We start from the raw sequence: 14,914 nt of genomic DNA on the forward strand, positions 1-14,914 counted from the left end.
GCGTTAATGTCGGCATCACGTGCAGGCATGCCGCTGTGTTCAGACCGGGTGGGGCAGCGTGTCCCGATTGGGCTGGGCAATGTCGTCCAGCAGCGTCTGGGCAAAAATGCTTTGGTAACTGTCGAGCATCAATTCAAGGTTCAGTAATGACGCCACGCTGACCCGCGCTTGACCGCTCAGGCGCGCCAGCAATTCCGGGTTCTGGTGCAAACGCAACATCGCCTGGCCCAGTGAGTCGGGGTCCTGCGGGTCGCACAGCAAACCGTTGAGCGGGTCCTGAATGATCTCCGGCAAGCCGCCCATGCGGCTGGCAATGACCGGCACCGAGTGGGCGCAGGCTTCGACGGCAACCATGCCGAACGGCTCGTTCCACAGCGACGGCACCACGGCGACGTCGATCTGGCGGTAGAACGTTTCAGGCGTCTGATAACCGACGAAGCTGATCTTCGACGAATTCGCCAGCGCCTTGAAGGTGGCTTCGTCATCCGTCTGGCCACGCCCGGCGATCTGCAGCGTGGCGTCGAAGGGCAGTCGCTGAAATTGCTCGATCAGCCAGGCCACGCCTTTCTGATGGGACAGCGTGCCCATGTAGCCGAAGCGCAACGGCGCTTTTTTCACTGCGAGATCCGTTTGCCGCCGCTGATGGGGCGAGGCAGTCGGCGGGGTGAACGGGCTGGCGTTGTGCACCACGTACGGGCTGGCGGCGCTGAAATAACCGCGCTGCTGCAGCTTTTCCAGAATGAAGCGGCTGACACCGACCACCGCCGCGACCTGGGCCGAGCGCGCGTCGTGGCCCTTGCGGAAAGTCTGGCAGCTGCCACATTGCTCCTGGCAGCACTGGCCGCGTTTGAACATGTTGCTGCTCGGGCACATCAGGTACATGTCATGCAGCACCTGCACGATCGGCAGTTTTGCTGCAGTGATCTCGTCCCAGACCGACACCGACCAGCCGGCCAGGTTGTGGCAGACCACCAGTTGCGGCTGCTCGTTGCCGATGACGTGTTTCACGTAGCGGCGCATTGCGCCGTTGTAGCGATCCCGCAAATGCCAGCCCAGGCGCGCCAGACGGCCAGGCCGTTGTGCGCCGAAATGCCAGTAGAAATTACGCAGGCCGGCCCGGTAGACCTTGACGCCGTTCACCGCTTCAACGCTCAAGCCCGCGTCGGGGCCGGTCACCAGCACGCTGACTTCACAGCCGCGCTGCTGCAGGCCTTCGACGGTACGCTGAAGAATGATTTCCGCGCCGCCTCCAATGTGAGGGGCATACAGGCTGCTGATGAACAGTATTTTCATAATGGATACGACTGATTCAGACCCAGTACCCCGGACTCACCGTCGCGGATGGCTTGTTCGATCAGGCCGAGGCGCTCATCGGCACCGCGCCGCTTGGCGATCAGCCGCAGCAGGCGGAAGAACACCCAGCGGTTGAGGCCGTACAGCAGCGACGAATTGGCCCAGATGTTTTTGTCGAACCAGGCCTGGTTGCGTGCGCCGTAGTAGGCGCGCAAGTCCGAGCCCCCCAGCAGGAAGCTCTCGTAGATGTTGTTGGTGCGCGCCTTGATGTTCCACGAGCTTTCCAGGTCGTCGAGCAAGGCGTCCGGCACCAGAAAGATCCGGCCGCCACCGGCGGTGATGCGAAAGGTGTATTCGCTGTCGTCGGCGTACAGCATCAACGCGTCCAGCGGCAGGCCGATGCGGCGATACAGAGTGCGGTGGGCAAGCAGGCCGCCGTACGTGGCGAACGGCAACTGCACCATGGGCAGTTTGCGGTGCGGGCTTTGCGGCGCGCCCCACGGCAGTCGGCGCCAGATCTTGTAAGGCAGCTGCGCGATGTGAAAACCGAAGAAGCTCGAGCGCCGCTGAATGGCGAAGCGGTTCGGCACGCCGGCGGCGATGTCCGCCTGATGGGTTGGACGAAAGCCCAGCACGGCGGCCTTGTCTTCGCCGTCGATGCGTTTACGTTCTTCGAGCACCTGATGCAGTGTGGCGATGGCGTTGATGGTCGGCGCGTTGTCATCGTCCATCAGCCAGATGTGCTCGGCACCGGCGTCCAGCGCGGCCTGGATTCCCACCGAATAGCCCCGCGCCGAACCGGTGTTCTCGTGCATGTAGATCACGCTGACCTGATTCGGCCAAGTGCGCCGCAGGGTGTCCAGCGGCGCGGTGGACGCGTTGCTGACGATGATCACGCGATCGATCAGCGGACTTTCCAGGGAGCGGCTGACCAGCGTGTGCAGGTAGTTGAAACGATCACCATAGGTGAGCGTCACCAGTGTGGTTTTCTGGGTCATGGCGAGTTCCGGGCGAAGGGGGGGCAAGAGGCTGAAAGCATCAGCCCCGTGGGAATCAGGATGTGTGGATCAGAGGTGCAAGAAGTTGAAGGGCAGTAAGGCTCGGTTCAAGCCTGGACTTGCATCCGCGACAGGCTGCTGACCGGCAGGCTGACCTTTTGCTCGCGTTGCAGCAGGTTAAGGAGAATCACCGCGCGTTCATCACCGTCGGCGGCGAGGAAGATCGCCTCGACGTCGTTGAAGCCCTCGGCGGTGATCCGCACCGTTTCACCTTCTTGAAAGGCGACCCTGGCCGGCGGCGCCAACGGCGCCAACAGACGCTGGCGGATTTGCTCGATCAACGCATCCTGCACCGGAACCGGCATGCCGCCGAAGGTGACGATGCGTGCCACGCCGCGGGTCGAGCGGATCGGGTACCAGTTGTCGCTGGCTTGATCCATGTGAATGAACAGGTAGCCGGGGAAGAGCTCTTCTTCGGCCGGTGCCCGTGAGCCGCGTTTTTTCTCGCCGTGCTTGACCGGGCGGTAGCACTCGAACTGCTGACGTTGCAGGTGCTCTGCCGCGCGTGCTTCCTGGCGGGGTTTGGTCTGGATGAGGTACCACCGCGCGGAACCACAGGCGCTGTTGACGACTTCAGACATACATTTCACTCCACTGCGATCCGGTGCGACCCGGTCAGGACAACGTCAGGTTTTTGTGCCAGCCCGCGCATTATGCCCGGCCCGGCGCAGGATGGATGCTTGTCCAGCCCGTATTCGGTCAACATCTGCTGCACCTGCTCGACGCAGTTGAACATCAGCACATCAATGATCGACAGGTTGGCGACAAAAGGTTGCCGAAACTGCCGATACACCACCGGGTTCATCCGGAAGAACCGCACCAGCAAACCGTTGCGGGCGAAGTGATCACGGTCGTAGAGCACCGATCCGCCTTCCGGGGTGATGAACGTGGTGGCTTCAAACGTGTGAGCGATGCGGATGATGCGCTCCTGCTTGTCCGCAGCGCTACCCAGTATAAGGTCCGAGCTGCGCAGGATCGGCGTCACGATGTGTAGATAAGCACAGATTTCACGGATGGCGTGTTCGGCATACAGCGCGATGTTCTGCTGCGGAAAACGGATCAACCGCTCCAGCAGCGGCATGACCTGCGCGAAACAGGGCGCCTCGCGATAGCTCTCGGCGAGCAGATCAATCAGCCGCAGCGCTTCATCGCTGAAGTGGTTGCAGAGTTGACGTTGATTGATCTGCAGCTCAAAGCGGTCTTTCTGCAACGGGAAGCTGATCAGCTTCGCTTCGCCGTTGTGCAGGATGCGGTTGCGATTGACCCAGCCGGACCGCACATACTGCAGATCGTCTCCCAGGACGAAGACGTCTGCGGCGGCAATGAGCTGAAAGTAACCCAGGTAGGGAAACAGATACGGCTGCATCACTGCAAGGGTCCTGGCCATGTGTGTCTCCTTGGCGTGCGTATCGATTTACTTGCGGACCGTGGTGTAGTCGTAACCGTAGGCGGCGCAGTCGTAGTCGGCGGTCGACGCCTTGCGCAGGACACCGTTGAAGATCGCCCCCTTGATCAGAATGCCGTTGTGCATCAAGCGGCGCTTGCACGCTTCGATTTCCTTGGCGGTGCTCAGGCCGAAGCGGGTCACCAGCAGGCAGGTGCCGGACTGGCGGCCGACCAGCGTAGCATCGGTCACGGCCAGAATCGGCGGGGTGTCGATGATCACCAGGTCGTACAGCGGCGACAGCTCGCTGATCATTTTGTTGAAGTTGTCGTGCATCAACAGCTCGGACGGGTTCGGCGCCGCGTAACCGCAGGAGATGAAGTCCAGGTTGCGCACTTCCGTGTGGTTGATGACTTCCTTGCTGCCCAGACGCGCGGCGAGGGTGTCCGACAAACCATGCTTGGGCGTCAGGTTGAACATCTTGTGCAGGTAGCCTTTGCGCATGTCGGCGTCGATCAGCAACACGCGTTTGCCGGTCTGCGCAATGATCACCGCCAGGTTGCTGGAGACGAACGACTTGCCCACGCCCGGCGTCGGGCTGGAAATCATCAGCACGTTGTTGCGGGCTTCAAGCATGGCGAAGTGCAGGCTGGTGCGCAGGCTGCGCAACGCTTCGATCGCCAGTTCCGTCGGCGCGCTGACGCTCAGCAGGCGTGGCTCTTTGCTCGTCGAACGGCTCTGGGCGGCCTTCTCCATGCGTTCCTGCAGTCGCGAATACGGCAGCGATGCGTACACCGGCATGCCGAGGTTTTCGATGACTTCCGGGTTGTCCACACCGCGATAGAACGCCTGGCGCACAAACACGGTGGCAACGGCCAGCAGCAGACCGATCAGGGCCGCGACCAGCACGATGATTTTGCGCATCGGCTTGACCGGCTCTTCGACGTTGGCGTCGGCGTTGTCGATGATGCGGACGTTGCCGATGCTGCCCGCGCGCAGAATGTCCTGCTCCTGGCTCTTGTCCAGCAACAGGGTGTAGGTCTGCGAGGTGACCTGCATGTCCCGGTTCAGCCGCAGCAACTCTTGTTGCGTGGCCGGCAGGGCTTCGATCTTCTTCAGCAGCGCGGCTTTCTGCGATTCAACCTGGCCGATCTGCGTCATCAGGGCGCGGTAGGTCGGATGCTCCGGCGTGTACAGACGCTCGACGTCGACGCGCTTCATTTTCAGGTCTGACAGGGTGCCTTCCAGCTTGACCACCTGATCCAGAACGGACTTGGTTTCAACGCTCAGGTCAACCGACTTGGCGCCCATCTGGAAGTTGTTCAGCGCGATTTCCGACTGCTCCAGCTGCTTGCGCACGGCAGGCAGTTGCGAACGCAGGAACTCCAGACGCTGGGCGGCTTCGGCCGAACTGCGCTCGACGTTCTGACGCACATACAGGCGGCTGACTTCGTTGAGGATGCGTTTGGCCAGTGCCGGGTCGGGGTCTTGGATCGACAGATAGACGATCCCGGAGTCCTTGCCCGCTTCCATGATTTTCAGACGGTCCTGATAATCCAGCGCGGTGGTCAGGGTGCGTTGACGCGCCACGGTGAACTCGGTGCCCGGACGGGCATTGAGCGCCGCCACCTGGATCTTGATGCCGCTGCCTTCCACAGTCTGGCCGACCGGGCCGCTGAGCAGCTTGTTGCGGTCTTCGTCATAGAGGGTAAAGGTGCCAGGCTTGCCCGCCACCATGGTCATCTTTTCACCCAGCAGCGCGTCCGGCACGTCCAGCTGGAACACGTCGATTTTCTCGCCACCCCAGGCGTAGCTATTCAAGCCGAACATTGGATCGGCCACTGCGCCTTCACGCTCCGGCTTGAACCGACGCGCCATGTAGCTGCCCAGCCCCGGGATGTATTTAGGCTTCTGCACGATGTACAGCTTGAGGTCATCGACGACCTTGCCCAGCACTGCGCGGGATTTGATCAGCTCGATTTCGGTGGTCGCCTGGGACACCGACAGCGGCTTGCTGGAAATTTCGGTGCGGCCTTCGATGCCGACTTTGCGCGGCTCGATCTGAATCATCGCGTTGGCCTGGAAGATCGGCGTGGCCAGAATGGCGTAGGTGGCGCCGAGCAGGACGCAGATGCCGACAATCGACGCAATCAATCCTTTGTGATCGAAAAGTGTGCGCAAGATAGTCGCCAAATCGATCCGGGAGTCCTGGACCTCGTCCAGAGAAGTACGGTTCATAGCGGTCATTTATCTTGGATCTCCTGACTGAAGATAAGGAAGCCAGTCGTCGACACAACGCGAAAGCTGCTCGTAGGTCTGTTCAAAGGCTAGTTTCGGGCGCCGGTAGGGGTCGGCGATTTCCAGCGCTTGTTGCCATTTGCCAATCAGAAACGTCTTGCCGCGTACCTCGGGGGCCAGCTTGAGGACGCTCTGGGTCTGACGATGCTCCATGACCAGGATCAGCTCAGCTTCGTGGAGCATCTGCCGATCGATCTGACGGCTTCGATGTTTGTGGGCGGGGACACCGTTGACGTGCAGCACGGCCTGAGCCAGCGGGTCGATGGTGGAACTGAGCATGGCGTGGGTCCCGGCCGACGAGATCTGGACGCGCGCGTTTGGCACCCGTTGTCGGAACATGGCTTCGGCCATGGGGCTGCGACAGATATTGCCGACGCAGACCACCAGGACGTTACTGAACATGACCTTTGCTGAGGGTCGTCATCAGTCTCTTGCTGATGTTTGCGGTGAAGTTCTGCCCAACAGCCAGGAGTGTCTGCATCTTGCGTTTGGGGGTAATCGCCGACAGCGAGTACTCGACCAGCTCCATCAGGAAATGCTCATACAGCTCTTGATGACCGAGCCGGTTGTAGTAGTTGGCCAGGGCGCCCGAGGTCTGCAGCGCCATGTGCAGCTTGCGTTTGTTGGAGCGCATGGAAAACACGCCGCCCGGGTGCAATCGGTACATGGCCGGCTTGACCTCGCCCATGAATTTGCCCTTGCCGTAGGCGCCGAGCAGCGACCACCAGACCAGATCATTGAGCGGCGCGGCGCGCAGCTCGGGGGGCAACGACTCGAACACGTTGCGGAACACCGTGGTCAGCGTCGAGATCGGCCGCGCCTTCTGTAGCTCCAGCGCCGTGGCATCCCCGCGCAGCTTGCCTTGCAGCTGGATCGGGTACTGGCCGCTGATGTCGAAGGGGATCGCGTCGTGGTAGGTCAGCACGTAATCCGGATTGTTCTCGAGAAAATCCACCTGGATCTGCAGCTTGCGCGGGTCCGTCCAGTAGTCGTCGCCTTCGCAATAGGCGATGTAGCGGCCCCGTGCTTCGCCGAACAGACGCGGCACCGGCGGGTTGTTCTGCGAGTACTGATTTGTCTCGTGGTAGAAGGGGCGTATCAGCGTCGGGAAGCGTTTGACGTAATCGGCAATGATGCGGGCGGTGCCGTCCGTGGAGGCATCGTCGTTCACCAGGATTTCGAATGCGAACGTGGTTTGCTGCATCAGGAAGCCTTCCAGCGTCTGCGCGACATAGGCCTCCTGGTTGTAGGCTGGGCAGACGATGCTGACCAGGGGCGCGGCGCACGGCGAGGCGCTCGTCTTATTGCTAGTAGCATCCATGGCTTGAGTACTCGGAGTTAAACACTGGGTTTGCTGAACAAAACGGAAATCTTCATCACCAGCGGCTTGTAGCTGGCGGCCACCATCAGCAGCGTGAGCAGGCCGCAGACGGCCAGACCCAGGAAGATGCTGATGCGGTTCTCATTGGCGATCAGGCGCAGCAGCGGCTCGGTGATCGCAAGGCCCACGCCGGTCATCACGCTGATGCGGATGATGTCGCGCAGCCATTGGCTGTGAATCCCCGGGGCCAGACGCTGGTGCACGATCACAGGCCAGATGGCGAAGGACACGACGCGCAATACGAACCAGGCGATCGCCGCGCCGTAAGCGCCGTAGCCGCGAATCGCCAGAAACATCACCGGCACCGTGATCAGCGCTGAAACAACGCTGTACCAGACGTGCAGGTGCATGCGCCCATAGGCGTATTGCAGGTAAAACTGGAACGCGCTGACCGCCATGATGGCGCTGCCCAGCGAGTACCACGGCAGAATCGTCCGGCTCCAGTCGGCGGCAGGCCGGTCGCCCGACCAGGCAAACACCATCTCGTCGGCGTGCAGCGCGATCAGCGCCGCGAGGGGAAACAGGAACGTGCACACAAACCGGTTGGCCGCGAGATACAGCTGATGCATGTCGTCCCGGCGCCCTTCAGCCATCAACACGGTGAGGCGCGGCAGCAGCGTCTGCGCCAGCGGGTTGGAGAGCATCATGATCCCGGTGGTGATCAGCGCCACCAGCGAGAAGTAACCGTATTCATTGAGCGGCAGCAGCTCGGAGAGCAACACTTTGTCGATCTGGGTGAGCACGATCCACAGCACCGCAGTGCCGGACATGCTGGCCGCGAACGGGATGATCGGCCTGACCAGCTCCCAGTCGAAACCGGTCAGCGCCGACGGCGTCGGCATCTGCTGATAGGCACGGCCCGCGAAGATCAACGCTTCGATCAAGCCCACCAGCGCCTGGAATTCGAAGAAGTGCACCGGGTCGTTGGAAATCGTGCTCACCAGCAGCAGGCCGCCGAAGTAGCGCAGCGTGGCGATCATCACGTTGGCGATGTTCAGCCATGCATGCTGTTCAAGGCCTTGAATCCCGCTTTTGTACAGCGTTGAAAACAAGCGCAGGGCGATGACGATTCCCATCAGCCCGATGCACTGCACCAGCGTCTCAGTCGTCAGTTCCTGGGCATTGAGCCAGTGCACCGCGATCCATCCGCTGCCGGCATACATCGCCACGCAGCAGAGGCCCGCCAGTGGCAGGAAGATGATCTCGAACGAACGCAGCAGGCGCCCGGTGTAGCGATCCAGTCCATCGCTGCCCTGACGATGGGCCACCGCCCTGACCAGACTCGGCGACATCCCTGCGTCCAGCAATTGCAGCCAGGCCTGCAGCACCGAGAAGAATCCGATCAGCCCGTATGCCTCGGCGCCCATGTGGCCGAGGTAGAACGGCATGATCAGGATCCCCACGAGCAGCGTGTAGGCCTGGCCTGCATAGCTCAACGCAGTGTTGCGTATGACTGAGCGCTTGGTTGACATCGAAAGTCCTTCCGGCGTAACGGGATGAATGGCGCGGCGGGGTTACATGACCTTCGCGAGGGACGGCACACGGTACGGCGAGTGGGCGGCGCTGGTTTCGGCGATCACGGTGTTGATCACGCGATCCTGATCGTCGTGCAGCAGGCCCGGGTAAATCGGCAGGCAAAGCACGCGCTCGCTCAAGGAACGCGAAGCGGTTTGTGCCGCTTGCGGCTGCAGGTACTCGAGGGTGTCCAGGGACGGGTAGAAGTAACGGCGCGGGTTGATCCCGTTGGTGTTCAGCGCCGAACGCAAACGCAGCAGTTGTTGTTCGTCGCGCAGGGCGATCGGGTAATAGCTGTGGTTGAGTTCGCTGTTGCTTTCCGGCCGCTGCAGGTCGACGTAATCCCCCAGGCGGGTGGTGTAGCGGTCAGCGATTTCAGCGCGTTCCTGAAGAATGTTCTCGATGTCGTCGAGAATGCACAGGCCCATCGCGGCGGAGAATTCGTTGAGCTTGGCGTTGATGCCGATCCCGTCGATCTTGTCGACGTCGGCGATGCCGAAGTTGCACAGCAGGTGAGCACGGCGCGCGGTTTCGTCATCGTTGGTGATGATCGCGCCGCCTTCGATGGTGTGAAACAACTTGGTGGCGTGAAAGCTCAGCGTGCTGAGGTCACCCCAATTGAGCACCGACTGGCCGGCGTGGCGTACGGCAAAGGCATGGGCGCCGTCGTACACGACTTTCAGATTGCGCCGACGGGCGATCTCTTCGATGCGCTCAACCGCGCACGGGTTGCCGAACACATGGGTGCCGACAATGGCAGTGGTGTCGGAGACGATGCGGCTTTCGATGTGCTCGGGCGAAATGTTCCAGGTCTGGGCGTCGATGTCGGCGAAGATCGGGCGAATGCCTTCCCACTGCAACGAACTGCTGGTGGCCACGAAGCTGAACGGCGTGGTCACGGCGCTGCCGCTCAGGCCCAGCGCGCGGTAGGCGACTTGCAGGGCCAGGGTGCCGTTGTTGGTGAGGATGACGTGTTTGACGCCCAGGTAATCTTTCAGGCGTTGTTCGAGCTCGCACACCAGCGGCCCGTGGTTGGTCAGCCAGCCGCGTGCATAAATGCCCTCGACGTATCCTTTGAACTTGTCGATATCGCCCAGGTAGGTCTTGGTGACGTTGATCATCGAATTCTCCATTTCAGATGCACAGCTTTTAAAAGGCTTTCCGGGCCGTGATGCGGTGGCGCCGGTGTGACGCCGGGCCATCAACGCCAGGTTCGAGCGAAATCAGCTGGGGGTGGAGGCCGGCGGCGGGTTGCCTGCCTTGCTGCTCATCCGCCGCGCGCGGCCCTGATTGATTTTCAGGATCAATCGGGTGGCCAGGCTGCCTGCATGGGGATCGCCGAAGTGGAAGAGCGCGGTGGCGCGCTTCACGTCTGGCCGGCAGGCCTGGTTGGCGTGCAGGCTCCGATAACCCCAGAAGAAATAAACGCTGCCCGGCTCCAGGCGCAGGACGTACGGCTTGAGCCAGTTGCGCTGCATGCCTTTGATGATCCAGCTGCGGGTGATCTTGTTCTGCAGCAGGGCTTTCTCGATCACGTTGAACACCACCCATGAGCGCACCCGGCGGATGTTCGGAAACAGCATCAGATCGCCGCGTCCTTCTCCTTCACTGGGAATGAACACCGGGATCAGTGCAGTCACCAGGCTGGCGTCGTAATGAAAGCTGTTGGACTCGCGCTTGCCCTGGTTGCCCTGCACGCAGCGCAGCACCGGAAAGATGCGGTCACTGGCGGCGTCGCGGCGGGCCGCATGGTGATAGAGGCGACCCAGCAGTGTCTTGAAGCGCGGGTCGGACCAGTAGCTCGCCAGCAGGCTTTCGCTAAGTGCCGCCTCACCGTGGTAGGCAAAGTATTCGCCCTGGTGTTTCTGCGCCTGTTCGTCAGTCCAGGCCCGCAACTGCTGCAGGTCCGTATCAGGCACGGCCGCGTTCAGTTTTGCAAAGCCGTTGGTATCGATTTCGTCAGCCAGTCGCTGAACCAGCTGCTCATCCATGTCGAAAGATAGAGGCATTGCATCAGGCCCTCGTAGGGAGTGAGGAGTGCAGGGGAGGGGAGAGCATTACGCTTCAGGCACGCTACCGCCCGAATCTGCAGATCCTGCCGTTGTATTCATTAATATGTGCATTCAAACGGTTGCTTCATACATCACTGGCTGACTAAACCGTTGGGCAAAGCTACCGCCCCACCGAGCATATTCAGTAATTCGGAAAAGCTTTCTTTAAACCAAAAACTGCCCACCGGCGCTGATTTCACACCGTTGGAATCGTTAATTTCATGGGCAGTCGCAGAGTAATTAAGTCGGAATGCTCTCGGCGCACGGCTCTAAGGTCGCGCTGCAAAAACGGGAAAACATTGGACATGCGTATATATCGACGGAGGCGGACTTTCTGTCAAATTATTTCGCCATCATTCTGTTAATTTTTTGATCAGCGGGCGATCAGACTCTCTAAGTTATTGATTTTACTGACAGTCAATAAAACATCACTGCCCTGTCCTAGTGCGCGACGCTTTTTAGGCGCTCGCCAAGACCGGCGCTTTGACAACCAGAAATGACAGGGAAGACGTATTTCCAACGTCAGAACTTGGGCGTGGACCGGGGGCAACGGTTTTATGGCGCTCGATTTTTGAATGGCGCATTCAGTGGTCATTATGCGTCGAGTTAACTAACCACCTGAGTTTGAATTGCCCCAACAACTGATCACGGCGGTGTTGCAGTTTTATACAAAGAACAGTGTTGGGTTATATATAAATCAATGTGGCTGAGTGGGTGACAGGCCCGAGGATTACGCAGGTGCTCGATGCCGTTGTCCGAGCGCTCAATTCCCATGCGTTGGGTGGATGCGGCGCTGCGGTTGCTCAGCCTTGATCGCTGCTCCATTATCCGGGTCTGCGATGCAAACAATTCGGGTCACCAGGAGATTCAATGAATACGCAGTCGAAAACCACTGGAGTGGCGATGCAACGCCTTGCGCAAGCGCGCGCCCTGATGAGCCGTGAAGGCATCGACGCCTGGCTGGTGCCGTCGGCCGACCCTCATCTCTCTGAATATCTGCCGGGTTACTGGCAAGGGCGGCAGTGGCTGTCCGGCTTCCACGGCTCCGTCGGCACTTTGATCATCACCCAGGACTTCGCCGGTGTCTGGGCTGACAGTCGTTATTGGGAGCAGGCGAGCAAGGAGCTGGCAGGCAGCGGCATCGAGCTGGTCAAACTGCAGCCGGGTCAGACCGGCCCACTTGACTGGCTCGCCGAGCAAGCCAGGACGGATTCCGTCGTCGCAGTGGATGGCGCGGTATTGGCCGTGGCGTCGTCGCGTACGCTGGCTGCGAATCTGTACGAGAAAGGCGCACGGCTGCGCACGGACCTCGACCCCTTGACTGAACTGTGGGATGACCGGCCTGCGTTGCCGGCTCAGGCTGTTTATGAGCACTCAACGCCCCACGCTGGCGAAACCCGTGCCGACAAACTCACTCGACTGCGCGCAGTGATGGCCGAGCGTGGCACGGACTGGCATTTCATCGCCACGCTGGACGACATCGCCTGGCTGTTTAACCTGCGCGGGGCCGATGTCTCCTACAACCCGGTGTTCATTTCTTTCGCCCTGATCGGCCCGAACAGTGTCAACCTGTTTGTCGCGTCAGAGAAAGTCGACGCCGCGCTACGCAGTACCCTCGAACAGGAGGGCATCACCCTGCATGAATACACGCGCATCGGCAGCGCGCTGCGCAACGTGCCTAAAGATGCGAAGCTGCTGGTCGATCCGGCACGCGTCACCTGTGGCCTGCTGGATTATCTCGACAGCGAAGTGACGCTGATCGAAGGCCTCAACCCGACCACGCTGTTCAAATCGCAGAAAAGCGCCGCCGACACCCGGCATATCCGCCAGGCGATGGAGCAGGATGGGGCAGCGCTGTGCGAGTTCTTCGCCTGGCTGGATTCAGCGCTGGGCAAAGAGCCCGTCAGCGAACTGACGATTGACGAGAAACTCAGCGCTGCGCGGGCCCGTCGGCCGGGCTATGTGTCCCAGAGCTTCGCCACCATCGCCGGCTTTAACGGCAACGGGGCCATGCCTCATTACCGCGCCACGGAAGAAGAGCACGCGCAAATCGAAGGTGACGGCTTGCTGCTGATCGATTCCGGCGGCCAATACCTGGGCGGCACGACCGACATCACCCGCATGGTGCCCGTGGGCACGCCGACGGCTGAGCAGAAGCGTGACTGCACGCGTGTCCTGAAGGGTGTCATCGCGCTGTCCCGAGCTCACTTCCCCCGGGGCATTCTTTCGCCATTGCTTGACTCAATTGCTCGCGCGCCGATCTGGGCCGACGGCGTCAACTATGGCCACGGCACCGGTCACGGCGTCGGCTATTTCCTTAACGTGCACGAAGGCCCGCAGGTCATTGCCTATCAGGCTGCTGCCACGCCGCAGACCGCAATGCAGCCGGGGATGATTACGTCGATCGAGCCAGGTACGTATCGGCCGGGACAGTGGGGCGTCCGTATTGAAAACCTGGTGATTAACCAAGAGGCGGGCAAGACCGAGTTCGGCGAGTTTCTCAAGTTCGAGACCCTCACGCTGTGCCCGATAGACACGCGCTGCCTTGAAATCGGTTTGCTCACGCATGAGGAGCATGAATGGCTTAATGAATACCACGCTCAAGTCAGACAGCGCCTCACTCCATTAGTGGAGGGCGCCGCGTTGGCCTGGCTGAACGGTCGTACTCAAGCGGTCTGATGCCGCTGCCACCGCTGCGTAGGCGGTGGCATCACTTACGGGCCTGCGCCTGGCGTTCTCTATCTATATAGACGCCTTTCAAACGCCGCGGGTCGTCAGATGCTGGTATGCTGGTATGCCGGTGGCCGACTAGGGATTCGTCGGTTTTTTGCACACGATGATCATGCTGCGACTGGTGTACCCCGCAGGATTGAGACCGAGCGGGTAGCCTCCAGTGTCTTCGGCGCCGTCACCGGATTTGGCGATCACCCGGTACTGCTTGGACACGCAGGAGTTGGTCGCCATGTCATAGCACTGCTCCCATGAGGACGAAAGCCCCGAGCAGTTGATATGAATCCCGCGTTTGCCCATGACCGGTTTAGACGTCGCTGCGCAACCAGCGACAGCCAATGCTGCCAGTGCCATCAAAAAGTACTTCATTCATATCCTTACCTGACCGGCACATTGCGGTCAGTGACTATCCAGAATTCGCATGCCGCCGCCGACCTTCACGTCCATGTGGGGCAGGGGCACCATGTTAAGGCGCACGGGCTAAACATCGCTCAATAGTGAGACAAATGCCAGTGACATCGTGTATCGCGTCGATGGCAGTGCTGTAGCTCGCGATTCGGAGCCGCATGCGCAGCGGGTCACGAGGCTCGCGCTCCCTATAAGACCCCACGGCTAACGGTCTGTTAAGCAGCAAAGGCGCCAAATATCAGTGATTGCGATATAAGTTCAAATAAGTGCTTGACGCCCCTCTGGATCTGTCTATAATTCGCCCCACTTCCGGCGCAGACGAAACGGAAAACTCGTTGATAATCAAAGAGTTGGACGAAGTAAGCAGCGAGGAGTGCTTCGGTTCAGATGCTTGAATCGACAGCGGTGAAAAAGGCAGTTGACAGCAGGTTGTAACGCTGTAGAATTCGCCTCCCGCTGACGTGAGACGCCAAGTCGAACGAAGCGCAAGTGGTTGAAGTTGATCAGGAAACTTTGAAAACTTCTTAAAATAACCGCTTGACAGATACAAGAGACGCTGTAGAATGCGCGCCTCGGTTGAGACGAAAGATCTTAACCACCCGCTCTTTAACAACTGAATCAAGCAATTCGTGTGGGTGCTTGTGCTGTAAGACTGAAGTCGCAAGATTATCAGCATCGCAAGTTGCTCCACGAGAAATCATGGTTTAACCAACGATTGCTGAGCCAAGTTTATAAGGTTTTCTCAAAACCTAATTGCAGTATTGAACTGAAGAGTTTGATCATGGCTCAGATTGAA

12 protein-coding genes are annotated in these 14,914 nt (G+C 60.0%); 1 reads left to right on the forward strand and 11 read right to left on the reverse strand.

Going from position 1 to position 14,914, the window contains the following annotated elements:
* Window positions 1–39: 39 nt before the first annotated feature.
* The 10 genes from SLW75_RS13470 to SLW75_RS13515 all read right to left on the reverse strand — a co-directional run bounded on the left by SLW75_RS13470 (window position 40) and on the right by SLW75_RS13515 (window position 10,938).
* Entirely contained in the window at window positions 40–1,293 is a 1,254-nt protein-coding gene (locus SLW75_RS13470; protein WP_410934673.1) for a glycosyltransferase family 4 protein, read from the reverse strand.
* Complete coding sequence (locus SLW75_RS13475) at window positions 1,290–2,291, reverse strand: glycosyltransferase (RefSeq protein WP_192134820.1); 1,002 nt, start codon at window positions 2,289–2,291, stop codon at window positions 1,290–1,292. Before SLW75_RS13475 ends, SLW75_RS13470 begins: the two co-directional genes overlap by 4 nt.
* 107 nt (window positions 2,292–2,398) lie before the next feature.
* Window positions 2,399–2,932, reverse strand: a complete 534-nt coding sequence (gene rfaH / locus SLW75_RS13480) for a transcription/translation regulatory transformer protein RfaH (protein ID WP_192134822.1) — start codon at window positions 2,930–2,932, stop codon at window positions 2,399–2,401.
* A gap of 5 nt (window positions 2,933–2,937) precedes the next feature.
* Window positions 2,938–3,738: a WbqC family protein gene (locus tag SLW75_RS13485; RefSeq protein WP_192134824.1), complete on the reverse strand. Its 801-nt coding sequence runs from the start codon at window positions 3,736–3,738 to the stop codon at window positions 2,938–2,940.
* Window positions 3,739–3,765: 27 nt separating this feature from the next.
* Complete coding sequence (locus SLW75_RS13490; RefSeq protein WP_410934674.1) at window positions 3,766–5,982, reverse strand: polysaccharide biosynthesis tyrosine autokinase; 2,217 nt, start codon at window positions 5,980–5,982, stop codon at window positions 3,766–3,768.
* Entirely contained in the window at window positions 5,983–6,435 is a 453-nt protein-coding gene (locus SLW75_RS13495; RefSeq protein WP_065986257.1) for a low molecular weight protein-tyrosine-phosphatase, read from the reverse strand.
* Window positions 6,425–7,354 (reverse strand): glycosyltransferase family 2 protein, encoded by a 930-nt coding sequence (locus tag SLW75_RS13500; protein WP_410929373.1) that lies wholly within the window; start codon window positions 7,352–7,354, stop codon window positions 6,425–6,427. Before SLW75_RS13500 ends, SLW75_RS13495 begins: the two co-directional genes overlap by 11 nt.
* A gap of 17 nt (window positions 7,355–7,371) precedes the next feature.
* The gene (locus tag SLW75_RS13505) at window positions 7,372–8,886 is read right to left on the reverse strand and encodes a lipopolysaccharide biosynthesis protein (RefSeq protein WP_410934675.1); all 1,515 of its coding nucleotides are present in this window, start codon (window positions 8,884–8,886) and stop codon (window positions 7,372–7,374) included.
* 42 nt (window positions 8,887–8,928) lie between these two features.
* Window positions 8,929–10,050: a DegT/DnrJ/EryC1/StrS family aminotransferase gene (locus SLW75_RS13510; protein WP_410934676.1), complete on the reverse strand. Its 1,122-nt coding sequence runs from the start codon at window positions 10,048–10,050 to the stop codon at window positions 8,929–8,931.
* 102 nt (window positions 10,051–10,152) lie between these two features.
* Window positions 10,153–10,938 (reverse strand): hypothetical protein, encoded by a 786-nt coding sequence (locus SLW75_RS13515; RefSeq protein WP_410929375.1) that lies wholly within the window; start codon window positions 10,936–10,938, stop codon window positions 10,153–10,155.
* Window positions 10,939–11,850: 912 nt separating this feature from the next.
* Here SLW75_RS13515 and SLW75_RS13520 point away from each other — a divergent pair.
* Window positions 11,851–13,659 (forward strand): aminopeptidase P family protein, encoded by a 1,809-nt coding sequence (locus tag SLW75_RS13520; protein WP_410934677.1) that lies wholly within the window; start codon window positions 11,851–11,853, stop codon window positions 13,657–13,659.
* Between the two features lie 129 nt (window positions 13,660–13,788).
* Here SLW75_RS13520 and SLW75_RS13525 read toward each other — a convergent pair whose 3' ends face one another.
* Window positions 13,789–14,079, reverse strand: a complete 291-nt coding sequence (locus SLW75_RS13525) for a hypothetical protein (protein ID WP_065986263.1) — start codon at window positions 14,077–14,079, stop codon at window positions 13,789–13,791.
* Window positions 14,080–14,914 lie beyond the last annotated feature (835 nt).

It is taken from the genome of Pseudomonas sp. W5-01 (assembly GCF_046540435.1).
Taxonomy (GTDB): domain Bacteria; phylum Pseudomonadota; class Gammaproteobacteria; order Pseudomonadales; family Pseudomonadaceae; genus Aquipseudomonas; species Aquipseudomonas graminis_B.